At 63.9% G+C, this 26,767-nt stretch carries 29 protein-coding genes; 14 read left to right on the top strand and 15 right to left on the bottom strand.

The window, feature by feature from the left end; translation table 11 throughout:
• Window positions 1-11: 11 nt before the first annotated feature.
• The 10 genes from yejK to ACOJCM_RS01745 form a co-directional block, all read right to left on the bottom strand.
• Window positions 12-1,028 carry a nucleoid-associated protein YejK gene (gene yejK / locus ACOJCM_RS01790; protein WP_445210345.1) on the bottom strand — a complete coding sequence of 339 codons (1,017 nt, stop codon included), beginning with the start codon at window positions 1,026-1,028 and terminating at the stop codon, window positions 12-14.
• A gap of 100 nt (window positions 1,029-1,128) precedes the next feature.
• Window positions 1,129-2,352 carry a GGDEF domain-containing protein gene (locus ACOJCM_RS01785; RefSeq protein ID WP_445210344.1) on the bottom strand — a complete coding sequence of 408 codons (1,224 nt, stop codon included), beginning with the start codon at window positions 2,350-2,352 and terminating at the stop codon, window positions 1,129-1,131.
• Window positions 2,353-2,597: 245 nt separating this feature from the next.
• A complete protein-coding gene (locus tag ACOJCM_RS01780) occupies window positions 2,598-3,359 on the bottom strand; it encodes an ABC transporter permease (protein WP_445210343.1) in 762 nt (253 codons plus the stop codon).
• On the bottom strand, window positions 3,356-4,324 hold the full coding sequence (locus tag ACOJCM_RS01775) for an ABC transporter ATP-binding protein (RefSeq protein WP_445210423.1): 969 nt from the start codon (window positions 4,322-4,324) through the stop codon (window positions 3,356-3,358). Before ACOJCM_RS01775 ends, ACOJCM_RS01780 begins: the two co-directional genes overlap by 4 nt.
• A gap of 138 nt (window positions 4,325-4,462) precedes the next feature.
• On the bottom strand, window positions 4,463-5,920 hold the full coding sequence (locus tag ACOJCM_RS01770) for an Nramp family divalent metal transporter (protein ID WP_445210422.1): 1,458 nt from the start codon (window positions 5,918-5,920) through the stop codon (window positions 4,463-4,465).
• A 164-nt stretch (window positions 5,921-6,084) separates the two neighbouring features.
• On the bottom strand, window positions 6,085-6,363 hold the full coding sequence (locus ACOJCM_RS01765; protein ID WP_445210342.1) for a peptidylprolyl isomerase: 279 nt from the start codon (window positions 6,361-6,363) through the stop codon (window positions 6,085-6,087).
• A gap of 94 nt (window positions 6,364-6,457) precedes the next feature.
• Complete coding sequence (locus ACOJCM_RS01760) at window positions 6,458-6,748, bottom strand: DUF1330 domain-containing protein (RefSeq protein WP_445210341.1); 291 nt, start codon at window positions 6,746-6,748, stop codon at window positions 6,458-6,460.
• Window positions 6,749-6,765: 17 nt separating this feature from the next.
• On the bottom strand, window positions 6,766-7,086 hold the full coding sequence (locus tag ACOJCM_RS01755) for a hypothetical protein (RefSeq protein ID WP_445210340.1): 321 nt from the start codon (window positions 7,084-7,086) through the stop codon (window positions 6,766-6,768).
• A gap of 1 nt (window position 7,087) precedes the next feature.
• On the bottom strand, window positions 7,088-7,969 hold the full coding sequence (locus tag ACOJCM_RS01750; protein ID WP_445210339.1) for an SDR family oxidoreductase: 882 nt from the start codon (window positions 7,967-7,969) through the stop codon (window positions 7,088-7,090).
• Window positions 7,966-8,598, bottom strand: coding sequence for a glutathione S-transferase N-terminal domain-containing protein (locus ACOJCM_RS01745; protein ID WP_445210338.1), 633 nt, complete (start codon window positions 8,596-8,598; stop codon window positions 7,966-7,968). Before ACOJCM_RS01745 ends, ACOJCM_RS01750 begins: the two co-directional genes overlap by 4 nt.
• Before the next feature lie 141 nt (window positions 8,599-8,739).
• On the opposite strand from ACOJCM_RS01745, the gene trxC reads away from it, so the two are divergent.
• The 13 genes from trxC (at window position 8,740) to ACOJCM_RS01680 (ending at window position 20,811) form a co-directional block, all read left to right on the top strand.
• Window positions 8,740-9,180 carry a thioredoxin TrxC gene (gene trxC, locus ACOJCM_RS01740; protein ID WP_445210337.1) on the top strand — a complete coding sequence of 147 codons (441 nt, stop codon included), beginning with the start codon at window positions 8,740-8,742 and terminating at the stop codon, window positions 9,178-9,180.
• A gap of 92 nt (window positions 9,181-9,272) precedes the next feature.
• Window positions 9,273-9,743, top strand: a complete 471-nt coding sequence (locus ACOJCM_RS01735; protein WP_445210336.1) for a GFA family protein — start codon at window positions 9,273-9,275, stop codon at window positions 9,741-9,743.
• A 65-nt stretch (window positions 9,744-9,808) separates the two neighbouring features.
• Complete coding sequence (locus ACOJCM_RS01730; protein WP_445210335.1) at window positions 9,809-10,336, top strand: hypothetical protein; 528 nt, start codon at window positions 9,809-9,811, stop codon at window positions 10,334-10,336.
• Window positions 10,337-10,403: 67 nt separating this feature from the next.
• A complete protein-coding gene (locus ACOJCM_RS01725; protein WP_445210334.1) occupies window positions 10,404-11,519 on the top strand; it encodes a methyltransferase in 1,116 nt (371 codons plus the stop codon).
• A gap of 193 nt (window positions 11,520-11,712) precedes the next feature.
• Window positions 11,713-12,723 carry a M28 family peptidase gene (locus ACOJCM_RS01720; protein ID WP_445210333.1) on the top strand — a complete coding sequence of 337 codons (1,011 nt, stop codon included), beginning with the start codon at window positions 11,713-11,715 and terminating at the stop codon, window positions 12,721-12,723.
• Between the two features lie 108 nt (window positions 12,724-12,831).
• Window positions 12,832-13,938 (top strand): heparan-alpha-glucosaminide N-acetyltransferase domain-containing protein, encoded by a 1,107-nt coding sequence (locus ACOJCM_RS01715; RefSeq protein ID WP_445210332.1) that lies wholly within the window; start codon window positions 12,832-12,834, stop codon window positions 13,936-13,938.
• Window positions 13,939-13,940: 2 nt separating this feature from the next.
• Complete coding sequence (locus ACOJCM_RS01710) at window positions 13,941-15,023, top strand: serine hydrolase (RefSeq protein ID WP_445210331.1); 1,083 nt, start codon at window positions 13,941-13,943, stop codon at window positions 15,021-15,023.
• 193 nt (window positions 15,024-15,216) lie between these two features.
• The gene (locus tag ACOJCM_RS01705) at window positions 15,217-16,287 is read left to right on the top strand and encodes a TRAP transporter substrate-binding protein (RefSeq protein WP_445210330.1); all 1,071 of its coding nucleotides are present in this window, start codon (window positions 15,217-15,219) and stop codon (window positions 16,285-16,287) included.
• Between the two features lie 59 nt (window positions 16,288-16,346).
• Entirely contained in the window at window positions 16,347-16,937 is a 591-nt protein-coding gene (locus tag ACOJCM_RS01700; protein WP_445210329.1) for a TRAP transporter small permease, read from the top strand.
• A 3-nt stretch (window positions 16,938-16,940) separates the two neighbouring features.
• Entirely contained in the window at window positions 16,941-18,224 is a 1,284-nt protein-coding gene (locus tag ACOJCM_RS01695; RefSeq protein ID WP_445210328.1) for a TRAP transporter large permease, read from the top strand.
• Window positions 18,225-18,238: 14 nt separating this feature from the next.
• Window positions 18,239-18,757 carry a gluconokinase gene (locus ACOJCM_RS01690; RefSeq protein WP_445210327.1) on the top strand — a complete coding sequence of 173 codons (519 nt, stop codon included), beginning with the start codon at window positions 18,239-18,241 and terminating at the stop codon, window positions 18,755-18,757.
• Between the two features lie 108 nt (window positions 18,758-18,865).
• Entirely contained in the window at window positions 18,866-19,861 is a 996-nt protein-coding gene (locus ACOJCM_RS01685) for a substrate-binding domain-containing protein (RefSeq protein WP_445210326.1), read from the top strand.
• Between the two features lie 50 nt (window positions 19,862-19,911).
• Window positions 19,912-20,811: a DMT family transporter gene (locus ACOJCM_RS01680; protein ID WP_445210325.1), complete on the top strand. Its 900-nt coding sequence runs from the start codon at window positions 19,912-19,914 to the stop codon at window positions 20,809-20,811.
• On the opposite strand, the gene ACOJCM_RS01675 is transcribed toward ACOJCM_RS01680, so the two are convergent.
• The 5 genes from ACOJCM_RS01675 to ACOJCM_RS01655 form a co-directional block, all read right to left on the bottom strand.
• A complete protein-coding gene (locus ACOJCM_RS01675; RefSeq protein WP_445210324.1) occupies window positions 20,789-21,538 on the bottom strand; it encodes an ABC transporter ATP-binding protein in 750 nt (249 codons plus the stop codon). The genes ACOJCM_RS01680 and ACOJCM_RS01675 overlap by 23 nt on opposite strands.
• Window positions 21,532-22,602: a FecCD family ABC transporter permease gene (locus ACOJCM_RS01670; protein ID WP_445210323.1), complete on the bottom strand. Its 1,071-nt coding sequence runs from the start codon at window positions 22,600-22,602 to the stop codon at window positions 21,532-21,534. Before ACOJCM_RS01670 ends, ACOJCM_RS01675 begins: the two co-directional genes overlap by 7 nt.
• On the bottom strand, window positions 22,592-23,725 hold the full coding sequence (locus ACOJCM_RS01665) for an ABC transporter substrate-binding protein (RefSeq protein ID WP_445210322.1): 1,134 nt from the start codon (window positions 23,723-23,725) through the stop codon (window positions 22,592-22,594). Before ACOJCM_RS01665 ends, ACOJCM_RS01670 begins: the two co-directional genes overlap by 11 nt.
• Window positions 23,726-23,970: 245 nt before the next feature.
• Complete coding sequence (locus tag ACOJCM_RS01660) at window positions 23,971-24,405, bottom strand: RidA family protein (protein WP_445210321.1); 435 nt, start codon at window positions 24,403-24,405, stop codon at window positions 23,971-23,973.
• A gap of 98 nt (window positions 24,406-24,503) precedes the next feature.
• Window positions 24,504-25,607: a class I SAM-dependent methyltransferase gene (locus ACOJCM_RS01655; protein WP_445210320.1), complete on the bottom strand. Its 1,104-nt coding sequence runs from the start codon at window positions 25,605-25,607 to the stop codon at window positions 24,504-24,506.
• A 123-nt stretch (window positions 25,608-25,730) separates the two neighbouring features.
• Between ACOJCM_RS01655 and ACOJCM_RS01650 the strand changes: the two genes are divergently transcribed.
• Window positions 25,731-26,765, top strand: a complete 1,035-nt coding sequence (locus ACOJCM_RS01650; RefSeq protein WP_445210319.1) for a GlxA family transcriptional regulator — start codon at window positions 25,731-25,733, stop codon at window positions 26,763-26,765.
• The last annotated feature ends 2 nt before the right edge of the window (window positions 26,766-26,767 follow it).

Genomic DNA, 26,767 nt, shown 5'->3' with positions numbered 1-26,767 from the left:
CAACGTCATCATCACGGCTTGCGCTGCTTGAGCTGCTCCTTCAACTGCTTGGGGACCTGCTTGATGATCAGCCGGTCCTGGTTCTCGTCGTACTCGATGCTGGAGCCGAGCAGATGGGAATCGAAGCTGATCGACACGCCGCTGGCACGCCCGGTGAATCGGCGAAACTGCCTGAGGGTGCGCTTGTCCGGCGGAATCTCCGGCGAGAGGCCGTAATCGGCGTTGCGGATGTGGTCGTAGAAGGCTTTGGGCTGCTGCTCGTCGAGCAATTCGGAGAGTGCTTCCAGGGTGATCGGCTCGCCGCGGCTGGCCTGCTCGCTGGCGTAGTCCATCAGCGTTTCGGTCTTTTCCCGACTCTGCTCCTCTGGCATGTCCGCATGCTCCACATAATCGCTGAACGCCTTGAGAAGGGTGCGGGTCTCGCCCGTGGCATCGATGCCTTCGGTGGCGCCCAGCAGGGCGGCCAGGTCCTCCGAGACCTTCCTGCCGCCGCGATCGTGTATCCACGAAAGGTAATGCCGCGACGCGGCGCCATCGCGCCACTGGGTAAGGTTGATGCGCAGGCCCAGGCTCATGCGCGACAGGTTGAGCTGTGACGAAGGCACCACCTGCAGGGAAGCGTCGACACCAAAGCCGTCCCGCTGGTGCATCAATGCCAGGCTCAGGTAATGGGTTTCGCCCTGGCGATAATCGATGCACAGCAGGTGGCCCGAAGCGGAAAGGTGGGCATCGACCAGGGGCAGCAGTCTCTCCGCGACGGTGCGACTTAAATCGACGAAGTGGCTGCTACCTTCCAGGTAGCCGGCCAACAGGCTGGTGAAGGGTGTTGCCGAGCCTGATTCGTCCGTGCTTGCGTCAATAAAGTGACCCCAGGCCTTGGTCTTGGCGTGGTAGGCATCGTGGAAGCCGGCCAGCAGATCTTCCAGAAGCGCTGTGGGCGCCAACTCCGCATTGGCCGGTCGCAGCTTGGCGGGTTGTTCGCTTCCGGCCTTGTCGATGTCGTGTACGATGCAGTGCAGTATCGGCATGCCATCTCCGCCGTGATGGGCGCTGTAACAGCGCTGGGTGGGCCTTGGGCAGGAAGGCGAATCATACCGGGCCCGCAGCCGAGTTCAAGCAGCCGGGGGGTCACGCTTGCACCGCGATAGCGGATGGGGCCTCTCCGGCCACGACCACGCAGTTACGACCGCGCGACTTGCCGGAGTAGAGCGCGGCATCGGCCCGCTGGAGCGCCGGCTCCAGGCTCGATTCGCCGGCGGTCACCTGGCTGATACCCACCGTGACCGAGAGACGCTGCCCTGCGTCCAGCATGGGCAGTTGTAGTGTGCTGACCTTGTGGCGCAGGCGCTCGGCGATGGTGGTGGCGGTTTCGAGATCGGCCTGGGGCAGGGCGAGGACGAACTCCTCGCCGCCATAGCGGCCGATGATGTCCGTCTCGCGCAGCACCGAGGCACAGCAGGAGGCAACGGTCGTCAGGACGAGGTCTCCCACCGCATGACCGTGATGGTCGTTGAGCGTCTTGAACAGATCGATATCGACCATGCAGATTGCAAGCGGCGTCGCTTCTCGATGGGCCCGGTTGAACTCGCGCTCCGCCAGTTCGAAGAAGTGGCGCCGGTTGGGAATGCCGGTCAGCGGATCGGTACTGGCCATGTGGCGCAGTCGGGCTTCGAGCATCTGGCGTTCGTCGATCTCGCTCTGCAGCCTGCGGTTGATCTCTCGCTCCTCCACCAGCAGGGCGAACTGCTTGCGCTGCAGGCGGTTGATGCGGCCCAGGGTCAGCCAGCCCATCAGGTTGGCGAAGGCCAGTATCAGCACACTGCTGGCGAGCAGGCCGGCGGGGAGTGGTTTCCACATTAGGGCCCCCATGATGAAGCCGCAGCACAGGTAGGTATTCCAGAGAAGGATCCAGGGCAAACGATTGGGGACGAGCAGATAGATGGTGAGGCAGGCCACCACGACGCTGGAGATATGCAGGCCAATGCTTCCCGGGGGGAGAAGAATCGTCAGCAGCAGGCCGGTGATGGCGACCCAGTATATAAGGTTAAGGGGCAGCGGTCGGTGAGCCTGGGCCGGGCGAACGGCGATGAAGCGAGCCAGGATCAGGCAGCATAGGGCGACGGTGGCTCGAATGACCGCCAGGGCGAGGAACAGGGCGCCGGCGCCGAGCAGCAAGTAGTCCACCACGATGAAGAGCAGAAAAATGGCAGCGATGAGCCATAGCGCATGGCAAAGCTGCTGAGCGTCCTGCCGCTGCATCGTGCGTCGATACAGCGCTTCCAGCGCCGAATCCCGGAACTCGTCGCACCAATCGAGCGAAGCCCCCTCCGTAGCCTCGTTCTTCCCTGCCATCTTTGTCGTTCCCATGAGATGAGTCGAAGGCGCGCCTGGGCGCACGCATGCTTGTGTTTTGAGTTCTAGTTACCTGCTCATCCAGACGGTGCCTGCAGGGTAATACGTATGCCTATTCGTGTGCATTATGTAGCAAACGCGTAACCATTCCGAAGCATGGCCAAGAAACTCAATATGCGCCAGTCGCGACTGTGCCCATACGCTAAACGATGTGAACCGGCCGAGCCGGCGCCCCGGCCTTGCGCTCAGGGCTTGAGGCGGTAGCCGGTGCGGAAGATCCCGCTTATCACCGCCAGGGCCACGCCGAGGAACAGCGTGATGATGCCCAGGCTGGCCCAGATGCTGACGTCGCCCGTGCCGTAGAAGCTCCAGCGAAAACCGCTGACCAGGTAGACCACCGGATTGAGCAGGGTGACGGCCTGCCAGAAGGGCGGCAGCATGTCGATGGAGTAGAAGGTACCACCGAGAAAAGTCAGCGGTGTGACGATCAGTAGCGGTACCAGCTGCAGCTTCTCGAAGCCGTCGGCCCAGATACCGATGATGAAGCCGAGCAGGCTGAAGGTCAGCGCGGTCAGGATCAGGAACAGCAGCATGATCAGCGGATGCTGGATCGAGAAGGGCACGAACAGGCGTGCCGTGCCGAGCACGATCAACCCCAGGATGACCGACTTGGTGGCCGCCGCACCGACGTACCCCAGCACGACCTCGAAGTAGGAGATCGGCGCCGAAAGGATCTCGTAGATGGTGCCCGAGAAACGCGGGAAGAAAATGCCGAACGAAGCGGTCGAGACACTCTGGGTCAGCAGCATCAGCATGATCAGCCCAGGCACGATGAAGGCGCCGTAGCTCACGCCATCCACTTCGCTGATGCGCGAGCCGATAGCGGCACCGAACACCACGAAATAGAGCGAGGTGGACACCACCGGCGAGACGATGCTTTGCAGCACGGTGCGCAGGCTGCGAGCCATCTCGGCCAGGTAGATGGTCTTGACCGACTGCAGGTTCATGCGTTCTCCCTGACCAGGTTGACGAAGATTTCCTCCAGCGAACTCTGCCGGGTGTGCAGGTCCTTGACACGAATGCCGGTGGCCTCGAGGTCGGCCAGCAGTCCGGCGATGCCGGTACCCTCGTCGAGGCGGGTGACGTCGTAGGTATAGATCAGCGCCTGACCCTCTTCAGCCAGCACAAGATCGTGGCCGGCCAGGGCGGCAGGCACGGTTTCCAGCGGGGAAGCGAGATGCAGCGTCAGTTCCTTGCGTCCCAGTTGCTCCATCAGCGCGGTCTTCTCCTCCACCAGGACCAGCTCGCCGCGGCGGATCACGCCGATGCGGTCGGCCATCTCCTCGGCTTCCTCAATGTAATGGGTGGTGAGGATGATGGTCACGCCCTGGTCGCGCAGGCCGCGTACCACCTCCCACATTTCGCGCCTGAGTTCCACGTCGACACCGGCCGTGGGTTCGTCGAGAAACAATACCTGCGGCTTGTGTGAAAGTGCCTTGGCAATCAGCACTCGCCGCTTCATGCCACCCGAGAGTTCCAGTAGGCGGTTGTCACGCTTGCCCCATAGGGTCAAGGCGCGCAACACGTTCTCGATATGCGCCGGGTCCTTGGGCTTGCCGAACAACCCGCGGCTGAAGCTCACCGTATCCCATACCGTGGTAAAGGCCTCGTTGGTGAGCTCCTGGGGCACCAGTCCGATACGCTCGCGAGCCTCGCGATATTGGGTCACATTGTCGAAGCCATCCACCTTGACGCTGCCGCTGCTGGCATTGACCAGCCCGCAGATCACGCTGATCAGCGTGGTCTTGCCTGCTCCATTGGGGCCAAGCAGGGCAAAGATCTCGCCGCGGCGAATGGTCAGGTCGACCTCCTTGAGCGCCTGGAAGCCGTCTCCATAGGTCTTCGAAAGCCTTTCGACATGGATCATCGGCGTGCCGGCCTCGCCACCGGCGGTACTCCCCGTTTCCGGCATGGTCAACGGCGCGGGGTTGGCTGAGAGCGTCATGCGGCGTCCCTGTTGGCAAAGAGCTAGATGATTGCCCCTATCCTAACGCGTGGCAACGCTGACGCCGAATGCGGCGAGATGCCCGACGCCGGCACGGCCTGGCGCTCAGCCATTCAGCAGGCCCGCCATGTTCAGCAGATAGAGGACGGCGAAGCCGAGATAGAAGACGCCGGCGATGGCCATCGTCGCGGTCGCTGCGAGCCCCGGCCGGAGCGCCTTTGGCAGGCGCGTGCGGTTGACGTAGAGCGCGGCCAGGGCGATGAAGGGCGTATGGGCTGCCGCAATGATGCCTGAAACGGACATCACCTGCACCGGATCGCTGAAAGCCAGCAGGATGAGCAGTGGCACGATGCCAGTCACGCTGACGATATAGGTGCGCTTGAGCCAGCGACGCTCGTACATGGGCCACGGTAAATGCCGGTCGAGGGCATCCAGGCTCTTCAGCAGCAGCCCTCCGTTCCCGGCTTCACGGCGGGTGCGAGTGACGATCAGGGTCATGTCGGCAAAGCTGCGTCCCCAGCCGTCCTGGTTGGCCAGGATGCTGCCGCCCAGGGCGATCACGATCGCAGCCAGCAGCACATAGCGGCCGACCTCGCCCCAAACGTCCGAGAAGATGCGGGTCAGGTCCACGGCCACTTCCGGGCCTTCCGGCATGATTCCCTCGGGGGCCAGCAGCTCGGCGCCGAGCACCAGGAACGAGAAGATCACCACCAGCCCCCCGACGACACCGAGCGCCGCAGTCACGCTCATGGTACGGATCCATTCCTTGGCATGAGCAGTTCGCGTCTCGGCAGGCTTGACGCCGGTCCTGCCCATTTCCTTGCGTGAATCCTCGGGCACCTCGTCGTCCGGCTCGTGCCCTTGCAGGCCGCCGCCGAAGCCCCGGGTGGCGGTCCAGTAGCCGAACCAGACGATGCCCATGGAGCCGGCAAGAATGGTGCCCACCCAAGGCAGGATAATGTAGAGGTCGGGGTCGTCCGGCCAGTTGAAGGTCAGCCCTTCGGCGATGGGCGCCAGCCCGGGGAAGACGATCACTGCCGTGACGATCGCCATGAGCATCAGCGCCAGGGCCATCACGCGGCTGAAGGTCTCGATCAGCGAGTAGCGTCCGGTGGCGGTAAACAGGGTGGAGGCCACTATCATTGCCATGGCATACAGCGTGTTGGCGCCCGGCAGGAACTCGCCGATGGCACTGCCGACGACGGCAGCGAGCCCGGCGATGCCGATCGCCGCCGCCAGGAGTTGTGGTATGAAGATCACCCACACGGCCCAGTTACTTGGCCCCTTGAGGGTGTGCATGCCCTCCAGCATGGTCTGGCCGGTGACAATGGAATAGCGGGCCATTTCGCGGATCATGACCCACATGAACAGCACGACGATAAGCAACACCCACAGCAACTGGTACTCGTAGGCGGAGGCTACCCGCGGAGTGAAGAGGATCGAGCCGGTACCCACGGCGGAGAGCATCCACAGCAGGCCGGGGCCGTACCACTTGATGCGGCCTTTCCCCTTGGGCGGATCGGGGACTCTGTCGCGAAAATGAGCGTCCTGCTCCGGTTGCATCCTTGCCACTGCAAACTCCTTGTTGCTCGCTTGAATGCATTAAGGTAGCAGGCCTGGCTGTGATCAAGCCAAGGCGGACGTGCAGGCCGTGAAACGCAAAGCCGCCGTGAAAACACGGCGGCTTTGGGAGGGGACCAGGCAAGAAGGCCCCGGCCGACCTGGCATCAGCTGCGGCTGGTGATTTCCAGCAGATGATAACCGAACTGTGTCTTCACCGGGCCGTGAACCTTGTTGAGTTCGCCGGAGAACACCACCTGGTCGAATTCACGCACCATCTGGCCAGGGCCGAAGCTGCCCAGGTCGCCGCCCTGGCGGCCGGAGGGGCAGGTGGAGTGCTCGCGGGCCACTTCGGCGAAGTCGCGTCCGCCTTCGATCTCGGCCTTGAGGGCCTCACACTTCGCTTCGTCGTCTACCAGAATATGCCGCGCTGTTGCACTGGCCATACCGTGCTCCTGTCATGTCGTGGGTCGAGCCGCGTATCGGCCCGCGCCGAGTAAAGTGGCGCAGCATAGCACGTGAGTCCCGCAGCGCCGAACGCTAGCCTTCGTAAGCGGCCAGCTCGACTTGCGCGGCCGCATCACGCAGCGGAATCAGCGCCTGGTAGTCAGGCGAGGCATACCATTGCTCCACCGCATGCATGTCGGGAAACCGCAGCACCACGACGTTGGGATGGCGGCCTGGCTGCCCGGCCAGCGTGGTCGTGCGCTGTCCGCGCATGACCACCTCTCCGCCCCAGCCGATGAGCGTCTCGGGTAGACGCTCGACGTATTCGAGCCAGCGCTCGGGATCGTTGACGGTCACCTGACCGACCACATAAGCATGGTTCATGGAACTCTCCTCGTCTCTTACCCGCCCACGCCGAACCTTAATCGCAGGGCCTGCAAGCCGTCGAGTTCCATGCGGACTTCGTCGGAGAACAGCGGGTGACCCTGGAGGCGAATAGACACCGTGGCATCGGCGCCGCGGTAGCTGACATCGGCCTGGATCGTCGCCTGCCGGCTGACCGGTGCCAACGGGCCGTACGCGATGCCTTCGATTTCCAGTGCAGTGAGCCCTCGCGCCTCGAGCTGCTCGTCGATGGTTTGCCTGACGACATGACCGTAGTAGAGATAGAGACCGCCATAGGCCAGGGCGGCAATGAAAACCAGTGAGATGAGTCGACCCAAATCAGGCTCCTTTGCGTTCGTCACGTGTCGATGCCAACAGCACCCGGTCCATGCCTCGCGAGGAGAGCAAGCGCTTGAGCAAGCCGAATAGATGGGTGGGCAGGGTAACAGCATAGCGCGCCTTGGGTCGCCGGCTCTCCAAGGCGTGTATCAGCCTATCGACCACGGCGTCTGGGCCCAGGGTGAAGGGACCGCCGGAGGACCCCTTGTTGCCCGCCAGCCGGGCTTCCACCGCGCGGTAGGTCTCGCGATGGTAGCTGTTAGCCGTGTCGATATTGGCCTTGAAAGCGCGGTAGGCGTTCTCCCGGAAGCGGCTGGCGATGGGGCCTGGCTCGATCAGGCTGACATGGATGCCGCTGCCGTACAGCTCCTGGCGCAGGGTATCGGTCAGGCCCTCCAGGGCGAACTTGGAACAGACATAGGCGCCGCGATAGGGCAGGGCGGCGAACCCCAGCACTGAGCTGTTCTGTACGATGCGCCCGCTTCCCTGGGCTCGCATGACCGGAATGATCCTGGCGGTGAGCTCGTGAGTGCCGAGCAGGTTGGCTTCCAGCTGGGCGCGCAGTACCTCCCGGGAGAGATCCTCCACCGCCCCCGGCTGGCCGTAGGCGGCATTGTTGAACAGGGCGTCGAGCCGTCCGCCTGTTGCCGACAATACGCCTTCGACGCAGGAGACGATGGAATCGCTCGAAGCCAGCTCCAGGGGGAGGGCTTCCAATCCCTCTCGTTCGAGTCGCTCGACCTCCTCCTGGCGGCGCGCGGTAGCGAAAACCCGCCAGCCGCGTTTCGCCAGGGCCTGCGCTGCAGCATGACCGATGCCGCTCGAGCAGCCGGTGACCAGAATGCTGCGCGTCGCTGCGCCTGTCGGTGAACGACGACTCATGGCAGGGGAATCTCGTTGACCCGCTTCGGCATGTGGTAGCCGCGCTGCACTGCCGGGCGGGCAGCGATTTCGGTATACCAGCGCTTTACGCCGGGATAGTCGGCGAGATCGATGCGCTGCCACTCGTAGCGCGATACCCAGGGCCAACAGGCCATGTCGGCTATGGTGTACTCGTCTCCGGCCAAGTAGGTGTTGGCGGCCAGTCGGGTCTCCAGCACGCGATAAAGACGCTGGGCTTCGCCGTGGAAACGCTCCTCGGCATAGGGTGCCTTGCCGGCATTGAACTGCAGGAAGTGGTGAGCCTGGCCGAGCATGGGACCCAGGCCGCCCATCTGCCACATCAGCCACTCCAGGGTGCGATAGCGTCTTTCCGGCTCGGCAGGCAGGAACCGACCGGTTTTCTCGGCCAGGTAGACAAGAATCGCACCCGACTCCATCAGCGCCGTGCCTGTGTCGTTGTCGCGAATGGCGGGGATCTTGTTATTGGGGCTGACCTCGAGGAATGCCGGCTCGAACTGCTCGCCCTGGGTAATGTCCACCGCGTGGGTGCGATAGGGCAGGCCGAGTTCCTCGAGCAGGATGGAAACCTTGCGCCCGTTGGGAGTACTCCAGGTCCAGAAGTCGATCATCGTGTTGTCCTTCGGCATTGACTGCCAAGACCATACCACCGGCCGGCCTGCGACGTAACGACTGAGCCGCCGCCCGGCTTGCCGGCAACCTTGAGCCGCGCCATCCTAGCCATGAATCCCCTCGAGTACGGAGCAAGCCACATGGACGACAGCCTTATCCTGGGCTGCCCAAGTTGCAGCGGCATGAATCGGGTCCAGGCGACCCGTCTCGGTGAAGCCCCCCGGTGCGGTAAATGCCGGCAGCCGCTATTCACCGGTGAACCCGTCGAGCTCACTTCGGCCAACTACCATGCCCTGGTCGAGCGCAGCGAACTGCCGGTCGTGGTCGACTTCTGGGCCAGCTGGTGTGGGCCATGCAAGATGATGGCGCCCATCTTCGCCGAGGCCGCCCGGGAACTGGAGCCGCGCATGCGCTTCGCCAAGCTGGATACCGAAGCGGAGCCGGCGCTGGCGGGGCGCTTCAACATTCGCAGCATTCCCACCCTGATGGTCTTTCGCCGAGGGCGTGAAATCGCGCGTCAGTCGGGGTTGCTGCAGGGCCCGCAACTGCGCCAGTGGCTAAGTCCGCACCTGGTCCAGTGAGGGTGTCAGGCGGCGCTGCCATCCCCATGCCTTGGCCGAGCGGCTACGCTTAGCAAAAGCTTCAATGCCAGAGCGTCACTAAGGAGGTCATCGTGCGACTACAAGGTTCCTGCCACTGCGGCTCGGTGACGTTCGAGCTCGAGTCGGCGCATCCCTATCCCTACCAGCGCTGCTATTGCTCAATTTGTCGCAAGACCGCAGGAGGCGGAGGCTATGCCATCAACCTGGGCGGGGATTATGCCACCCTGCGGGTCGAGGGCGAATCGAATGTCTCCCTCTACCATGCCGTCATTGACGGGGAGGCGAGCCCCGGCGAGCGGCATTTTTGCTCGCGTTGCGGCAGTGCCTTGTGGGTCTACGACCCTCGTTGGCCGGAGCTGGTGCATCCTTTCGCTTCGGCCATCGACACGCCGCTGCCGGTGCCGCCGGAGCGGGTTCATCTTCTGCTGGACAGCAAGGCCAACTGGGTGGAGCCTGACATCAGGCCCGACGATCAGCGTTTCGACCACTACCCGGAGGAGAGCCTGGCGGAGTGGCACGAGCGTAGAGGGCTTGTCTGCTAGTCGAGCGCCCGGGAGAATGGCGGCCGAAGCGGCTCTCGCGGGGCGTAGCGACGGAAGGGGGGATCATGTGGGGCAAAGCAATGCGGTTGTCATGGCCGCTGGGGCTAATGCTGGCGCTACCGGCCATGGCCAACCCGCCGGAGGAGCCTGAAACCATCGGCACCATGTCGGGGCTTTTGAACGGGGACGAGCGCGAATGGGTCATCCTGCGGCAAGGTAACGACGCCAATGCCACCTTCACCGATACCGGCGAGCGGGTGGTGATCGACCTCATCGGTTTCGCCGAGCCGGAGATGGGACAGTTTCGCGACTCGCTTTCGCTCAGCATCACACTGGTGGAAGGCGAAGTCATCCACTTCGATCTCCTGCATCCCATCGGTGCGGCGAGCATGCCACCCGTCTTCACCTCAGAAAATGCCGATGTGCGCCTGAACCTGGAGACCTTCGAGGTGGAAGGCAGCCAGGCCCACGTGGCGGGCCGGGTCGAGGGCATACTGGCGCTGCAGCAGTCACTGGATGAACCGCCCACCCTGGAAGAGGGCATCGGAATATCGGTGGGATTCGATGCGCAGGCATCCCGCATCGAATACTGAGCCGCGTTTTTCCCGCCTGACGTCGCTTCTCGCCGCATGGCAGCCTTACTGGCGACCGGCGCCGTTCATGTACCGGCGCGTGCCATGGCGTGATGCCTCCCCCGAGCTTGCCGACCTGCTGCTCGGCCTGAGCGATGCCCAGGTGGCCCGCCTGCAGGCCGACCCCTGGCAAGATTCGCCGCTTGGTGACTGGCTGCCGGTCGGCGAGCTGGCCGAGCTGGCGCACCTGGCACCGCTCGAAGCCGAGGCCGTGACGTTGCCTCAAGCCTGGGGGCGGCATGTGGGCGGGCGCAAGTGGCAACAGATCGAGGCTTTCGTTCGGCATCTACCGGCAACGCCGGAGGAGAGCCTGCTTGAATGGTGTGCCGGCAAGGGCCATCTCGCCCGGGCGCTTGCCCGCAGCCGCGGCAATGCCGTCAATGCGCTGGAGTGGCAGGCATCGCTGTGTCGGGAGGGGGAGCGCCTGGCGGCGGAGCAGCAGGCGGCAGTCACACTTTTCCAGCAGGACGTGATGGGGGGCGATGCCGGCCGATTCCTGACTTCCAATACCCATGTCATCGCGCTGCATGCCTGCGGTGACCTGCATCTGCGGTTGCTCGACCTGGCGGCGGCGTCGGGCAGCGCCGTGACCGTGGCGCCCTGCTGCTATCACCGTACCCGGGAAGCCGAATACCGTCCCGTGTCGCAGCGGGGGCGCCAGCTCTGCCATGCATATCAGCTGAAACTCGAACGCAACGACCTGACGCTGGCTGTGCAGGAAACCGTCACGGCGCCACGTGGGGTGCGCCGCCGCCGCGAGCTGGCGAATGCCTGGCGCCTGGGGTTCGATGAACTGCAACGGGAACTGCGCGGGGAGGACAGCTACCTACCGGTTCCCAGTCTCGCCTATGGCCAACTTCCCGAACGCTTCGACGATTTCTGCCGCTGGGCAGCGGAGCGAAAGGGACTGGTGCTGCCCAGCTCGCTCGATCCGGCCCCTTTCGAGCGCGCCGGTTGGCAGCGGCTTGCCGAGGTGAAACGTCTGGAGCTGGTGCGCCATGTATTCCGCCGCCCGTTGGAGGTATGGCTGACGATGGATCGCATGGCGCGCATGGAAGAGGCCGGCTTCCGCGTGGAGGTCGGCACGTTCTGTGCGCCTCAGCTGACGCCTCGGAATCTGTTGATTCGAGCGAGAAAGACTTGATCTTCTGCGGTGACGATGAAGCGATCTGTCGTGCCAAGGCCCCTAGGGCGAAACCGGGGTGCGTGGCAGCACGGACCGTGGTCAGCGGTTCAATTCCCGCGATCTCGCTTTCCTGCGGTGAGCCGGCCACCTATCTTGAGCAGTGACGGCACAGAGACTCCAGGGAAGGGGGAAACATGGGAAACGGTCGACGATGACGCGCAGGCACTTGCTGCTGGGGGCAGGGCTGGCGGCCATCCTGCTCGTTGCCTTGGTGACACTGGCGGGAGGATACGGGCTGATGCTGCACATGCCGGGTACCTCGTTTCGCGGCGATCCACCGCCGCTGGAAGCCGATGGCGAGATGCTGCGGGAGCGGCTCCACGGCCATGTCCGAGCCTTGTCGGAGCAGATAGGCGAGCGCCACTACTGGCGATCCGAGGCGTTGGAGGCAGCCGAACGCTACATCGTACAGGCCCTGCAGGAAATCGGGCATGAGCCTCGACGCCAGGCCGTGCCGACCGGAAGCCGAACGTTCCACAATATCGAGGTGATCCTGCCTGGCGGGCAGCTTGCGGAGGAGATACTCGTGGTGGGCGCGCACTACGATACGGTTCGTGACAGCCCTGGCGCCGACGACAATGCTTCTGGTGTTGCCGTACTGATCGAGCTGGCGCGTCTCCTGCAGCAGGCCGAACTCGACCGTTCGTTACGCCTGGTGGCGTTCGTCAACGAAGAGATGCCGTTCTTCGGTAGCGATGCCATGGGCAGCCTGCGATATGCGCGGCGAGCGAGAGCCGAAGGGTGGAACGTAATGGGCATGCTCTCGCTAGAGATGCTCGGTTACTATCGTACCGAGCCCGGCAGCCAGGCCTACCCCTTCCCGCTGGACCGCTTCTACCCTAACACGGGCGATTTCGTTGCCTTCGTCGGCAACCTGGAGTCGCGACGCCTGGTCCGGCAAACCCTCGGTTCGTTCCGGCGTCATGCACAGGTTCCTTCCGAGGGGCTGGCGGCGCCACCTCAACTCGGCGACATACGCCGTTCCGACCACTGGGCCTTCTGGGAAAATGACTTTCCTGCCATGATGCTCACGGACACCGCCAATTTCCGCAATCCGGACTATCACGGCCCCAGCGACACTCACGACCGGCTCGATTACGCTACCATGGCCAGGCTGACCCAGGGATTGGCTGCCGCGCTCGAGGCCCTGGCTCGACGCTAGGGGAAAGTCAGCATGCGTACGGGTTTCGCCCCGAGTAAGGCCGGACACCGTGAGGGCCGGCCCAGGAAGGTGGCGGGGGAAGCGGATCATATCGCGAGGGAACCGCCCATGACCATGCTCACCCAGCGGCCCCAGTTGCCGTCGCTGCCGGCGAGGGTGGAAGCCATCGACCTGGCCCGAGGCGTGGCCATTGCCTTGATGATCCTGAGCCACGCGGTCAGCGGGTTGCTGGGCATTCGCGACGTGCCCGAGTGGGGCATGGTGCCCGTTCATCTCATCACCAAGTTCTCCTCCTCGCTGTTCATCCTGGTGTTCGGCATCGCCCTGGCGGTGGCCTTCCTGCCCAAGGTCGGCACGCCCGACTGGACCCGGCGTCGACAGAGGCTGATGTTGCGGGGGCTTGAAGTGATGTTCTGGTACAAGGCGCTGACCGTCATCGAGATGCTGCCGCTCTTCACCCCGCAGGACATCATCGATGCGCTGCTTTACCGGCGCTTCGCCATCTGGGTAGAGATCCTCGGGTTTTATGCCCTGGCGCTGTTGTGGCTGCCCTGGGTGCTGCCGCTGTGGCGCCGCATGCCGCTATGGTCACGCCTGCTGGCCCCGGTGGCGGTAGGTGTGCTCTCGGTTGCGCTCGAGCGTCATTTTCACTTCTGGGACAACGAGATCCTCAAGGCACTGCTGGTCGAGGACGCCGACCACTACACCTGGGGGCAGCTGGCGCGACTGCCCCTGGTGATGGTGGGCCTGCTGATCGGCGAGGCGATCCTGCGCTGGTACGGCGAGCCTGGCACACGTCGTCGCCTTGTGGCGTGCCTGGCCGGGCTGGGGGTGGCCTTGCTTGCCGGTTTCGTCGTCGTGGCACTGCCTGAGTGGTACGACGCCCTGATGGCCGTGGCCTGGAATGTCGGCAAGCATCCCCCCGAGGTGCCTTTCATGCTGTTCAGCACCGGTGGCGCGCTTATGATCCTGGCGTTGTGCTTGCTGGGCGGCCGGCGCGCGGCGACCTGGCTCAGGCCCATCACGGTAATCGGCAGCGATGCCCTGCGCGCGTTCATCTTTCATATCGTGGCCATTTTCCTGATCCTGCGCTTGCTGCTCGGCGCCTGGCAGGTGTACAGCTATCCGCAGGTGCTGGGGATCGGCCTGGCACTGATTCTCCTCACGGCAGGGTGGATCGCCCTGATGCGCTGGTTCCGGGAGCGGAGTCGATGAAGATGCGAAGTCTCTTGCGATCAGTCTTGTTGTTGGCCTTGGCGCTGCCCTCCCTGGCCGTGGCCCAGCCCGGCTGGGCGGAGCAGGTTGAAGCCTCGATAAAGCCGCCCTGGGCCGAGCGCCTGGAGGCGAGGCTGGCGCTGCTTGAAGCCGGTTTCTCCGGTGAGCTGGGGGTTCATGTGCAGGATCTCGAAACGGGAGCTCGCCTGGGCTGGCGCGACGATGAAACCTGGTACCTGGCCTCGCTGGTCAAGGTACCCGTTGCCGTCGAGCTGATGAGCCGGGTAGAACACGGCGAGATGTCGCTGCAGGAGCGGCTGACGCTGGTTCGCAGCGACTATGTCGACGGTGCGGGCTCCACCAACTGGCAGGCGCCGGGTAGCGCCTTGCCGCTAGGCCAACTGCTCGAGTCGATGCTGGTGGTCAGTGACAACACGGCGAGCGACATGTTGATGCGCCACCTGGGGCTGGCTAGCGTCAATGACCGGGCGCGGCAGCTCACGTTGACCGGCGGACTGGGGCCGATCACGAGCCTGGTCGACGTTCGCCGACACGCTTATTCCCATCTGCACCCGGACGCCTTCGACCTGAGCGGGCTGGACTTCATCGAACTGCGCAAGCGAAGCGGTGAAGCCGCGCGCATGGCGTGGCTGCGCCAGCGCCTCGATCTGGCGCCGCAGGAGCTGTTGCTACCCAGCATCGACGAAGCCTTTCGTCTCTACTACGCCTCCGGCCTCAACAGCGGACGGCTCGACGCCTTCGGCGAAATGCTCGCCGAGCTGGCCCAGGGCAGGGCGCTGGGACCACAGGCCACCGCCGACCTCTTGGCGGTCATGGCGCGCACCAGCAGCGGCGATCGCCGGCTCAAGGCCGGCTTGGGCCGCGATATTCGCCTGGTCCACAAGACCGGTACCCAGCATCGGCGGGCCTGTGATGCCGGCATCGCCTCGCAGGGGCAGGGCAGCGATGCCCGGCGCCTGGTCATCGTGGCTTGCGTGCGTGGCGTACTCAACCTGGCCCGGAACGAGCAAATGCTGGCGGCGGTGGGACGTGCCGTGAGGGAGTCTGGGTTATTCGAGGGGTGAGCTGAAGGCTTGCTACCAACGTCTATGACGGCAAAGGCGGGATTGTCGTTGACAGTACCTGGGTGACTGTCTAGCCTTCAAGGCATCGGATGTTACCGGTAACAACCGCGGACATTCGACGCCCCGAAACCGTTATGCGGCGGGGCGACGCCATGATGTGCCAACTCACAACGATAATCGACTGGAGTCAGCCATGACCATTTTCTGGCGCAACACCCTCACGTTAGCCGGTGCTGCTACCCTGTCCCTGAGCGTTGCTTATGCCCAGAGCCCCGAGCTTTCCGATCCACCCGCTATCGAGGGCGACACGGTAGGCGACCACGGCAGCCTTACCCTGCGCATGGGCATTGGCCTGGCCGAAAGTTCGCCGCAGTATCTCTCCGTGCAGTACTTCGCCGACATCCTTGACGAGCGCAGTGAAGGTCGCATCAGTGTCGATATCTTCCCCAACAGCCAGTTGGGTGACGATGTGCAGATGATGGAGATGCTGCAGACCGGTTCGCTGGACATGACTTATCCCTCCTCGTCCCCGGCGACCACCTATGTGGAGGAGCTGGCGGTATTCGACCTGCCGTTCCTGCTGCCGACTCGCGATGCGGCCGTGGCCGTCATGCAGAGCGATACCGCACAGCGAATGCTCGACGGTTTCGAAGGCAGCGGCATCAAGGCCCTGGCTTTCTCCGAGAACGGTTATCGTCAGCTTTCCAACAGTGCGCGCCCGGTCGAGACGCCCGAGGATGTGGCCGGTCTCGATGTGAGTGGTTTGACCATTCGTACCATGGAGAACCCGGTCCACCTGTCGATCTGGGAGACGCTCGGCGCCAACCCCACACCGATGGCCTTCGGCGAGCTGTTCTCGGCCATGGAGCAGGGCGTGGTGGACGGCCAGGAGAATCCCTGGAGCACCATCCTGACCTCCAACTTCTACGAAGTGCAGGATTACGGCTCCGAGACACGTCACGTCTACACGCCGTTCATCCTGATGATCTCCGAGCGTACCTGGGAGCGCATGGATCCCGAGTATCAGGAGCTGGTGCAGGAAGCGGCGCGTCAATCCGCCGAGTACGAGATCCAATTGGCCACCGAGTACGACGACTGGTCGCGCGAGCAGCTCGAAGAGCGCGGCATGGAGATTACCCGGCTCAACGATGAGCAGATTGCCGCCTTCCAGGAAGCTGTGCAGCCGGTCTACGACGAGTGGGGTCCGAGAATCGGTGAAGACCTGATCGCTGAGATTCAGGAAATCGTCGAGTCCAACCAGTAATTTTTCCATCCGTCTGACTGGCAGGGCAGGGGGTTACCCCTGCCCTCACGGAGCGCTGCATGACCTCGCCCTCTCAACCACCCGCCGACCCCGGCGCCTATCTGGACGACCCCCGGCGCAGACCGCTCGAACTCGATACCGAAGAGCATCGCGGTCCGGCCGTCTTCCGTTGGTTGACTCATATCATGGAGCACCTGATCGCAGCGATTCTGGTGGCGCTGATCGTTTCGGTGTCGGCCAATGTGATTGGTCGCTCTCTGCTCAACCGCTCGCTACCCTGGGCCGATGAGTTGGCGCGCATGCTGTTCATCTGGTTGATTTTCGTGGGTGCCGCAGCGGCATTTGCTCGCTACGAGCATATCGCGGTGGACTTCCTGGTGCGCCGCCTCAAGCCGCGGGCCGCCTACCTGCTGTACCTGTTGCAGCACCTCGTCATCACCACGCTGATGAGCATCATGGTGTGGGGCGGCTACCTCGTGATGTCCCGTTCTACCGGACGCACTGCCATCCTCGGCGTGCCCTGGAATCTGATCAACGTCTCGCTGGTGATCTGCTCGCTATTCATCGTGGCAGTATCGCTGTGGCGGGCCTGGCAATGCGTGCGCCTGATACGCGATCCGGCGCTCGGCAACCGCACGGCAGGAGACTGAGCCATGCTGTGGATCTTCCTTGGTATCCTGTTCGCTTCCATCATCATAGGGCTTCCCATCGCCTTTGGTCTCGGCGTGGCCGCCGTGGTCATGGCGGTACTCTCCGACATTCCCCTGTCGATCCTGATCGAGCAATCGATTCGCGGCGTCAACAATTTCCCGCTGCTGGCCATCCCGTTCTTCATCCTGGTGGGGGAGGTAATGAGCAGCGGCGGTATCGCCCGTCGCCTGATGGAGCTTGCCGGGGCACTGGTCGGCTTCGTGAGAGGGGGCCTCGGCCAGGTAGCCATCACCGGTTCGATGTTCTTTGGCGGCATCAGCGGCTCGGCGGTAGCCGACACCGCCGCCACCGGTGCGATGATGATTCCGTCGATGAAACAGCAGGGCTATTCCGCTCCGCATGCCACGGCAATCAATACCGTCTCCTCGGTCATCGGCATCATCATTCCGCCCTCCATTCCGCTGATCCTGTTCGGTATCGTCACCGAGACTTCGATCAGCCGCTTGTTCATCGCCGGCATCGTGCCGGGTCTGATGATCGGCTTCGCGCTGATGGTGACCACCTTCATCATGGCCAGCATCGAACATGCCGGACAGACACGCCGCTTCGACCTCGGCCGCCTATGGCAGGCCTTCAAGGCAGCGTGGCTGGCGCTGGTGCTGCCGGTCATTGTGATCGGCGGCATCCTCGGCGGTGTGTTCACCGCGACCGAGGCGGCGGTGGCGGCGCTGCTCTACTCACTGTTCATCTCGCTCGTGTTCTACCGCGAGTTCCACCCCCGCGAGCTGTGGGGCATGCTCATCCGCACTGCGCGTTTGACCGGCATGGTGCTGCTGCTGCTGGCCTTTGCCACCGTCATTGCCTGGTTTTTGACCATCAACATGGTGCCGCAGACCCTGGTGCGCCAGGTGCAGGCGATCACCCAGGAGCCGTTCTGGCTGCTGATGATCGTGGCCGGCCTGCTGCTGCTGGTGGGCTTCGTGATGGACCTTACGCCGGCGATGGTGATCATGGCGCCCATGCTGACGCCGATCGTTACCTCGGTCGGGGTCGACCCGGTCTATTTCGGCGTGCTGATGGCCTTCGTCCTGGGCATCGGACTACTCACCCCACCAGTAGGCACCTGTCTCTATGTCGGCTGCGGCGTCGGCCGGGTCACCATGGAGCAACTGGTCAGGGCCATGCTGCCCTATTACGCCGCGTTGTTGGTGGTGCTGGTGGTGTTGATCGCTTTCCCCGGCCTCGTGACTTGGCTGCCTGACATGGCCGCCGTTCGCGGTAACTGATAACCGGAGGTCTCGTGAAGGATGGCACTTACCGCATCGTGGTGATGGGGGTGTCGGGGTCGGGCAAGTCGTGCATCGGCGAGTTGCTGGCCAGCCGCCTCGGGGTCGCTTTCATCGATGGCGACGATTACCATTCGCCGGCCAGCATCGACAAGATGGCCAACGGCATTCCGCTCGATGATGACGACCGCCGCGAGTGGCTGGAAACGCTGGCGGGGCTGATCGGCGACCATCGTCGGCGCAATGCTTCGCTGGTGCTTGCCTGCTCGGCACTCAAACGGCGCTATCGAGATCTCCTGCGGCGTGGCGATCCCGAGCTGCTGTTCCTGTTCCTGGAGGGAGAACGCGAGCAGCTACGCCAACGCCTGGCGGCACGAGAAGAGCATTTCTTCCGCGGCGAGGCGATGCTCGACAGCCAACTCCACGACCTGGAGGCACCCGACGAACAAGAGGCCGTGTCGTGCAATATCGCCGCCGCGCCCGAAGCCATCGTGGAAACCTTTCTGCAGGCTATGCCCGAGTGTCACCGATGAGGTGACTGATCGCTGCCAATGCGCTGTACGGCAGACCTGGTTCGAGGCTTTTCATCCTGGCGAGTGCCATCGGCACGTGCCGGAACCACCAGCTGCCAATGGGACACCGTGAAGAAGAAACGACCGACACTCCAGGACATTGCCGACCGGGTCGGGGCGACGAAAATGACCGTGAGTCGCTGCCTTCGCGACCCCTCGACCGTATCGGAAGGGTTGCGGGAACGTATCTTCCGCGTGGCGGAGCAGGTCGGCTACATTCCCAATCGGGCCCCCGACCTGCTGTCACGCGCGACCAGTCATTCCATCGGGGTACTGGTGCCGTCACTGACCAACCAGGTCTTTGCCGACGTACTGGTAGGCATTGAAGAAGTCACCGAGCCGCTGGGCTACCACCTGATGCTCTCCCATTACGGCTATAGCCAGGAGCTGGAGGAGCGCAGCCTGGCCTCGCTGCTTTCGTACAATGTCGACGGTGTGATCCTCTCCGACAGTCACCACACCGCGCGAACCTGCCGCATGCTCGAGACCGCGGGCATCCCCACCGTGGAGATCATGGATTCGCTGACCCCGCCGCTGCACCAGTCGATCGGTTTCGACAACGTTCGCGCCGCCTACGACATGGTCAGTGCCATGATCCGCCGCGGCCGGCGCCGAATCGTCTATCTGGCCGTGCGCCTCGACTCGCGCACTTTGCAGCGCGAGCAGGGCTATCGGCAGGCGATGGAAGAGCACGGCCTCAAGCCCCTCACCAAGCAGCGTAGCCAGCGCTCCTCCTACTCCGTAGGGGCCGCGCTGCTCAATGAAACCCTCGAGGAGCACCCCGACACCGATGGCCTGTTCTGCACCAATGACGACGTCGCGGTGGGGGCCTATTTCGCCTGTCTGCGGCGTGGCGTCGAAGTGCCTGGACAACTGGCTATCGCCGGCTTCCACGGCCACGACGTAAGCCAGGTGATGACGCCGCGGTTGGCCAGTGTGGTCACGCCGCGACAAGCGATCGGCAAGCGCGCTGCCACCGAGCTGCTGCGACGCATCCAAGGGGGTGATCCTGGCCAGCGGGTGATCGACATGGGCTACACCATTGAGCCTGGCATGACGCTATGAGGTAGACTCTCTCGCCTGGCACACCCACGGAACCACTGGTAGCGGAATTCATGGCGACAACGGCGGACCGGCCCATGGCCGGCATTCTGCTCAGGCTTCTGTCTGGCGTTCTCTTCACCGGCATGATGGTGAGCATCAAGGCGGTAGGGACGTCGGCGCCATTGGGGCAAATCGTCTTCTTCCGTTCGGCCTTTGCGCTACTGCCCATCGTGCTGTTCATGTGGCTGCGACGCGAGTTTCCTGCCGGTCTGGCCACGCGGCGTCCCGCCGGGCATCTGCTGCGCTCGGGGCTGGGGGCCGCGGCGATGTTCGCCTCCTTTGCCTCGCTGGCCCTGCTACCGGTGGCCGAAGCCACCTTGCTGATGCAATTGACGCCGGTGCTGATGGCTTGCGGTGGCGTCGTCCTGCTGGGCGAGCCTCTCACTTTCCAACGCGCGGGCGCATTGGTATTGGCCCTGGCCGGCGTGGCCGTGCTGGTGCTCCCTGCGCTTGGCTCGAACGCGGGAGGGGGCCACGCGGCGGGCTATGCACTCGGGTTGTTGGCGGCACTGCTCTCGGCAGGGGCACTGCTGACGGTCAGGCGTATCTCGCGCACGGAAAGCGCAGGGTCGATAGCCCTGTACTTCGTGCTGCTATCGACCCTGGTGGGGTTGGCCACACTGCCCATGGGCTGGGCGGCGCTCACGCCAAATCAGCTGGGGCTGTTGGTGCTTTCCGGTCTGTTCGGTGGGGCGGCACATATCGCCATGACCCTGGCACTGCGCTATGCGGAGGCGTCGCGCCTTGCGCCGTTCGAATATCTCGCGCTGATCTGGCCGATACTCGCTGACCTGCTGCTGTTCGGCCTGCCGCTGGCCAGCGGATTCCTGCTGGCGTTGCCCCTCATCCTGGGGGGCGCCGGTCTGGCGGCGCTGGAGGGGCGCGGGCTCAGACGCTCTCTTCGACAATGAGCTGGGGCAGGCCCTTGGAGCAGGGTTCGATGCGCGCTGCGACGCGGTAGACGCGGCGCAAAAGCTCGGGCGTTACCACATCGGCTGTCGTGCCGCAGGCGATTAGCCGTCCGTTCTCCAGCACCATCGCTTCATCGGTGAAGCGCAACGCATGCCCGAGGTCGTGCAGGGCCACCATGACCAGCATCCCGCGCTCCCGGGCGAGGCGGCGCAGAATGGCCAGCAGGCTGATCTGGCGGTTGAGGTCCAGCGCCGAGGTGGGTTCGTCGAGCAGCAGTATCTCCGGTTCCTGCACCAGAGCCTGGGCCGCGCTGACGAGCTGTCGCTGGCCGCCGCTGATGTCGCCGATGTCGCGCTCGCCCAGCGCCACGATACCCAGCTCACCCAGGGCCTGGTCGACTTTCGCCAGATCTTCCGGCCGTACCTTCAGGGCGCGACCCTGCATGCGTGCCAGCAGTACCGATTCGTACACTGTCAGAACGGCGTTGACGCCGGTGTCCTGTGGCATGTAGGCGACGGGCCGCGTCGAGGAAGCGCCCGTGATGCGAGCTTCGCCGTCGCCCTTGAGCAAACCGAATATGCGCCGAAAAAGCGTGGATTTGCCGGCGGCGTTGGGGCCGAGCAGCGCCACCACCCGGCCACCTTCGAAGGGCGGCGTGGAGATTTCCTCCAGAATCTGGCGGCGGCCGTAGCGAGCCGACAGGCGGTCGAGCTGTAGCGTTACCATGAGGCCTTCTTGTGATTGAGGATCAGGAACAGGAAGAAGGGGATGCCGACCAGCGAGGTGATGATGCCGATGGGAATGACGGTACCCGGCAGGATGACCTTCGATATCACCGAACCGATGGAGAGTATCAGAGCGCCGCACAGGGCCGAGCCCGGCAGGAAGAAGCGCTGGTCCTCACCCACCAGCATACGGGCAATATGCGGCCCGACCAGGCCGATGAAGCCGATGGTCCCGACGAACGCCACGGCAACGGCCGCCAGCAACGAGACCAGCACCAGCACCTCCAGGCGCAAGGCGCGCGGATTGACGCCCATGCTCTCGGCCTTGGTATCGCCCAGGCGCATGGCGGTCAGCGCCCAGCCGTGGCGGGCGAGCAGTGGCAGCACCACGACCAGCACGCCGAGGGAGATCCAGAACTTGGGCCAGGTGGCCTTGGTCAGGCTGCCCATGGTCCAGAACACCACGGCCGCCACGGCCTGCTGGCTGGAAAAGAACTGGATCAGCGCCATCAGCGAATTGAAGATGAACACCATGGCGATGCCCAGCAGCACGATGGTTTCGATCGTGACGCCACGCCTCAGGCTCATCGCATGGATCATGAAGGCCGTCACCATGGCCATGATGAAGGCATTTATCGGCACCACGTATTCTACAGCGGCGGGTATGATCGTGACGCCGAAAGCCAATGCCAGGGCGGCGCCGAAGCTGGCACCGGCCGAAATGCCCAGGGTGAAGGGGCTGGCCAACGGGTTGCTCAGGATGGTCTGCATCTGCGCGCCGGCGATCGACAGACTGGCACCGACCACCAACGCCATCAGCGCCACCGGCATGCGGATTTCCCACACGATGACGCGTATCTGCTGGCTCACGGCATTGGGTGCCAGCAGGGCATTGACCACCTCGGCGAGGGTGAAACGGGCCGGCCCGAGGGCCAGGTCCACGCATAGGCTCAGGAAAAGAGCGGCAACAAGCGCGGCGAGAATGAGCTGACGACGCAGCACGAGGGCGCGGTAGAAACCGCGCCCCTCGGCAGCCGAACCTGTCTGGGCGATCTCAATGCTCATCCAGGGAGACCCAGTAGCCGGGTTCGTAATCCACGGGCAGGAAGCGCTCGTGCAGTTCCTTCATCGTGGCCTCGGGGTCCAGGTCGGCGAACAGCTCCGGATGGAACCATTTGGCCAACTGCTGCACAGCGACGAAATAGTAGGGATTGTTGTAGAACTGATGCCAGATGGCATGGACGTCATCGTTCTCGACGGCATCGATGCCGGTCATGGCCGTACGATCTGTCAGTGCCGCGAGCTTGGCGCGTGCACTGTCAAGGTCGGCCCCCGGGCCCACGCCGACCCAGGCACCGCCGGGCACGTAGGCCTCCCAGTTACCGCCGGTCACGACGACATGCTCCGGATTGGCGGCAATGATCTGCTCGGGATTCAGCGTGCCGAAGGTCGTCGGAATGATGTCTCTGGCGATGTTTGCGCCTCCGGCCAGCTCGACGTACTCCCCGAAGTTGCCGGGGCCGAAGCTCATGCAGCAATCGTCGGAGTAGCCGCCGGCACGGTCAACGAAGACCCGCGGGCGTTCGTCGTCCTCGATCCCGGATTCGATCACTTGCGTGACGCGGGCCATCTGGGCCTCGGAGAACTCGACGAAGGCCTCGGCGTCCTCTTCCTCCCCAAGCAGCTGACCCAGGAGTCGCATGGAGGGGATGGTATGCCGGAGCGGATCTTCGCGGAAGTCCACGTAGACGATGGGAATACCGAGCTCGGCGAGCTTCTCGTCATAAGCGGCATCCTCGGTGGCTGCCCTGGCTTCCAGGTTCATCAGGATCACATCGGGGGTGAGAGAGGCCGCCTGCTCCACGTCGAAGGTGCCATCCTTGAAGCCACCGAAGGTAGGAAGCGCTTCGAGCTCGGGGAATTTGGCGGCGTAGCGTGCATAGCTGTCCGGATCGGCCTGCGAGAAGTCCTCGCGCCAGCCCACCACGCCGGCGAAGGGCGCTTCCGGCTGTAGAGCGCCAAGCAGGTAGACCTGGCGGCCCTCGCCGAGAATCATTCGCTTGACGGGAACTTCGAGAGTGACCTCGCGCCCGGCGATATCGGTCACGGTGATCTGTTCGGCCTGCACGGCAGTACAGGCAAGCGCCATAGCCGCGCAGGAAAGGACTTTCAGGACGGGGTGGGGCATGGTTGTCACTCTTGCGTCACTCTTCTGAGGGTGTCGTCGTGAATCGAGGCTGGCCGGGCAGATGCGTGGGTTTCGATCGCAGGACCAGGGCGCCGGGCCTGCTCGTCAATGGTACGCTTGGTTTCACGCAGTGCCTTGCTCCAGGTCAATAGTGAGAAAGCTCTTGCATATCATTCCTATCCGCAGGGCGGGCATAGTATGTTCGAAGCCTGGTAGGCTGTCGAGAGCGGAGAGGGATGGTGGCGCTAGTTGCCGTGCGATTCGTCGTGCTGTGCCTTACTGTCGATAGCTGGCGTGTCCGGCTGCCGGGCCATCAGCGTGATCTCGACATTGGCGCCGCCACTCAGGCGCGGCGATTCGGTGCAGGTGCGTGCCGGGTAGCTGTGGTTCTCGAAGAATTCCGCGTAGGCGGCATCCATGGTGTGAATGGTGTCCAGGTTGGTCAGGTGGATGTCCACGCGCACCACGTCGGCTATCGAGGCGCCGGCATACTCCAGCATGCGTGACAGCCGACGCATGACCCAGCGGGTTTCTTCGGCGATGTCGCCGAGCACGGCATCGCCGCCCTGAATATCGGTGACGGTCAGCCCGGAAACGAAAATGTAGTTATCATCCAGCACGATATGGCTACCGGGGAAGACCGGAATGGCAAGCGTCGGATCGTTGAGGAAGCGATGCATGTGGCTCGGCCTCGGTGGGTTGTCGTCCCATTCATTGTGACGTCTCACCACCGTGGCGCAAGCCACATGCACCGTCACCGAACGCGCTCGCGAACGGCTCAGGGACGGCAGACGAAGTAGTCGTTCTGGAAGTCGTGTTCCAGCTGATGAACTTCGATATCGCGGAATCCCGCCTCCTCCAGGTAGGCCAGCGCTCGTTCGCGGCCCCACATCGTACCCAACCCTTCGCCACCCTGGGCCAGGGACACCGTCATGCAGTGGCTCACCGACACCGCGTAAAGCATGGTGCCCAGCGGATGCTCCCGGTCGAGATGGTGATGGCTGGATGCGTGGATATCCTGCACCAGGTAGACGCCGTCCGGCGCCAGGGTGCGGTGAATGCCCCTCAGCAGACGGCGTGGCCGGGCCTGATCGTGAATGCCGTCGAAGGTCGTGACCAGATCGAAGGCATCGGGCTCGGCGGTGACGTCGAAATCACTCAGATCGCGCACTTCGAACGTCAGGTTCTTCAAGCCGGCCTTGCCGGTTTCCCGCCGCGCCCAGTCGATGGCTTCCTCCGAGAGGTCGTAGCCGACGAAGCGGCTGGCCGGGTAGCGCTCGGCCATGGCCATCAGCGCACGGCCTCGGCCGCAAGCGCAGTCGAGCACCTGAATGCCGCTCTCGAGACGTTCGGTCAGGCCTTCCGCCAGCGGCAGGATAGCGTCGAACAGGGCCGGCAGGACCGTTTGGCCACTGTCGCTGGCCATGACTTCATGAAAGCGCGGATAGCGTGAGTAGGGGACGCCGCCGCCTTCGTGAAAGCAGCGCACCACATCGTCCTCTACACTGCCCAGAAGGGCGACGAATTGCGAGTAGACGGCCAGGTTGGCCGGGCCCTGGTCCGTCAGCAGCAGAGCATGGGCCTCCGGCAACCAGTAGGTACCGGCGTGCGGATCGGTCTCGACCACGCCGCCAGCGACCATGCCGCCCAGCCATTCGCGAACGTAACGCTCGTCGAGGCCGGCGCGGGAGGCCAGGGCCGTACTGGTTTCCGGTGCCGCACCGGCCATGGCCGCCAGCAGGCCGGTGCGATGACCGAGGGAGAGCAGCAGCATCAAGCCGCTTTCGTTGAGCGCCTTGACCAGCCGTTCCTCAAAAGCTTCGGTCATGCTATTGGCGTCGGTGTCAGCTGCCTTGGTGTCGAGAGTAGGTACATCACACATGGTCGTTCTCCGTCGTTGTATCTCTTGTCGTCTCCGTTGCGGGTTACAACGGCATGAGCCAGGTTACGACCGGCGGCTCGACACTTCGCAAGAGCAATGCGACAGGATCGGGAGTTTTCTGTCATGAGCGGAATCGACGCTTCTCCTCCGTTGACCATGGCGCTGTTGGCCACCCCTGAGGCGACCGCCTCGACGCTGTACGGCATGTATGATCTCTTCGGTTCCGCCGGGCGGGATTGGAACTTCCTGATCCATGGGCGGATGGGGGAACCCCTGTTGCGGCCGCTGATCGTCTCGCGCAGCGGTGAAGGGTTCCGTGCCCCCAACGGCGCCTGGATCCAGCCCGACACCAACCTGGCGGAATGCCCTCCGCCAGCCGTGGCCTGCATTCCGGATCTGTTCATCGCGCCCGAGGAACCCCTGGCGGGGCGCTACGGGCCGGAGATCGCCTGGTTGAAAGCCTGTCATTCAGACGGGGCGTTGCTGGCGGCGGCCTGCACCGGCGCCATGCTGATGGCCGAAGCCGGCATGCTGGATGGCCACGAGGCGACCACCCACTGGGCTTACTGTGACGCCTTGGCGCGGCGCTACCGCCGTGTGCAAGTCCACCCCGACCGTATTCTTGTCGCCAGTGGGGAAGGGCAGCGCTTGATCATGGCCGGAGGCGGCACCAGCTGGTTCGACCTGACGCTTTATCTGGTGGCTCGGCTGTTGGATATCGACGAAGCCATGCGCCTGGCCCGCGTTCACCTCATCGACTGGCACCGGGACGGGCAGCAACCCTATGCCGTGCTGAGCAGCTCGCGCCAGGTCGAGGATGCTTGTATCGCGCGTTGCCAGGTGTGGGTTGCCCAGCACTACGATAGCCACTCGCCGGTAGCCGGCATGGTGAAGGTCAGCGGATTGAACGAGCGCTCTTTCAAGCGTCGCTTCAAGTCGGCCACCGGCATGACGCCAATGGACTACGTGCATACCTTGCGGTTGGAGGAGGCCAAGCAGCTGCTGGAGCAGGATGACGAGCCCGTCGAAGCGATCGCCGAGCAGCTCGGCTATGCCGACCCCAGCTTCTTCCGTCGCCTGTTCTGCCGCCGTGTGGGGCTGACACCCAGCCAGTACCGGCGCCGCTTTCGCGGGTTGCGGTTGCGCCTGTCGGGATGAGT

The organism is Billgrantia hypersalina, assembly GCF_052584175.1.
The sequence above is the reverse complement of the archived record's forward strand: the minus strand, read 5'-3'. Positions and strand labels throughout refer to the sequence as shown.

What these genes read in the sequence shown, in the direction of transcription:
- ACOJCM_RS01700 (WP_445210329.1), top strand. Translation starts at nt 16,347, where the DNA reads ATGACCTCGCCCTCTCAACCACCCGCCGACCCCGGCGCCTATCTGGAC.
- ACOJCM_RS01660 (WP_445210321.1), bottom strand. Translation starts at nt 24,405, where the DNA reads ATGCATCGCTTCCTCAACGATCCGACGCTTGCCATTCCGGTCTTCCCC.
- ACOJCM_RS01745 (WP_445210338.1), bottom strand. Translation starts at nt 8,598, where the DNA reads ATGATCGACTTCTGGACCTGGAGTACTCCCAACGGGCGCAAGGTTTCC.
- ACOJCM_RS01670 (WP_445210323.1), bottom strand. Translation starts at nt 22,602, where the DNA reads ATGAGCATTGAGATCGCCCAGACAGGTTCGGCTGCCGAGGGGCGCGGT.
- ACOJCM_RS01720 (WP_445210333.1), top strand. Translation starts at nt 11,713, where the DNA reads ATGACGCGCAGGCACTTGCTGCTGGGGGCAGGGCTGGCGGCCATCCTG.
- ACOJCM_RS01675 (WP_445210324.1), bottom strand. Translation starts at nt 21,538, where the DNA reads ATGGTAACGCTACAGCTCGACCGCCTGTCGGCTCGCTACGGCCGCCGC.
- ACOJCM_RS01650 (WP_445210319.1), top strand. Translation starts at nt 25,731, where the DNA reads ATGAGCGGAATCGACGCTTCTCCTCCGTTGACCATGGCGCTGTTGGCC.
- ACOJCM_RS01655 (WP_445210320.1), bottom strand. Translation starts at nt 25,607, where the DNA reads ATGTGTGATGTACCTACTCTCGACACCAAGGCAGCTGACACCGACGCC.
- ACOJCM_RS01705 (WP_445210330.1), top strand. Translation starts at nt 15,217, where the DNA reads ATGACCATTTTCTGGCGCAACACCCTCACGTTAGCCGGTGCTGCTACC.
- ACOJCM_RS01765 (WP_445210342.1), bottom strand. Translation starts at nt 6,363, where the DNA reads ATGGCCAGTGCAACAGCGCGGCATATTCTGGTAGACGACGAAGCGAAG.
- ACOJCM_RS01725 (WP_445210334.1), top strand. Translation starts at nt 10,404, where the DNA reads ATGTACCGGCGCGTGCCATGGCGTGATGCCTCCCCCGAGCTTGCCGAC.
- trxC (WP_445210337.1), top strand. Translation starts at nt 8,740, where the DNA reads ATGGACGACAGCCTTATCCTGGGCTGCCCAAGTTGCAGCGGCATGAAT.
- ACOJCM_RS01730 (WP_445210335.1), top strand. Translation starts at nt 9,809, where the DNA reads ATGTGGGGCAAAGCAATGCGGTTGTCATGGCCGCTGGGGCTAATGCTG.
- ACOJCM_RS01760 (WP_445210341.1), bottom strand. Translation starts at nt 6,748, where the DNA reads ATGAACCATGCTTATGTGGTCGGTCAGGTGACCGTCAACGATCCCGAG.
- ACOJCM_RS01750 (WP_445210339.1), bottom strand. Translation starts at nt 7,969, where the DNA reads ATGAGTCGTCGTTCACCGACAGGCGCAGCGACGCGCAGCATTCTGGTC.
- ACOJCM_RS01715 (WP_445210332.1), top strand. Translation starts at nt 12,832, where the DNA reads ATGACCATGCTCACCCAGCGGCCCCAGTTGCCGTCGCTGCCGGCGAGG.
- ACOJCM_RS01770 (WP_445210422.1), bottom strand. Translation starts at nt 5,920, where the DNA reads ATGCAACCGGAGCAGGACGCTCATTTTCGCGACAGAGTCCCCGATCCG.
- ACOJCM_RS01775 (WP_445210423.1), bottom strand. Translation starts at nt 4,324, where the DNA reads ATGCCGGAAACGGGGAGTACCGCCGGTGGCGAGGCCGGCACGCCGATG.
- ACOJCM_RS01680 (WP_445210325.1), top strand. Translation starts at nt 19,912, where the DNA reads ATGGCGACAACGGCGGACCGGCCCATGGCCGGCATTCTGCTCAGGCTT.
- ACOJCM_RS01695 (WP_445210328.1), top strand. Translation starts at nt 16,941, where the DNA reads ATGCTGTGGATCTTCCTTGGTATCCTGTTCGCTTCCATCATCATAGGG.
- ACOJCM_RS01665 (WP_445210322.1), bottom strand. Translation starts at nt 23,725, where the DNA reads ATGCCCCACCCCGTCCTGAAAGTCCTTTCCTGCGCGGCTATGGCGCTT.
- ACOJCM_RS01780 (WP_445210343.1), bottom strand. Translation starts at nt 3,359, where the DNA reads ATGAACCTGCAGTCGGTCAAGACCATCTACCTGGCCGAGATGGCTCGC.
- ACOJCM_RS01785 (WP_445210344.1), bottom strand. Translation starts at nt 2,352, where the DNA reads ATGGCAGGGAAGAACGAGGCTACGGAGGGGGCTTCGCTCGATTGGTGC.
- ACOJCM_RS01710 (WP_445210331.1), top strand. Translation starts at nt 13,941, where the DNA reads ATGCGAAGTCTCTTGCGATCAGTCTTGTTGTTGGCCTTGGCGCTGCCC.
- yejK (WP_445210345.1), bottom strand. Translation starts at nt 1,028, where the DNA reads ATGCCGATACTGCACTGCATCGTACACGACATCGACAAGGCCGGAAGC.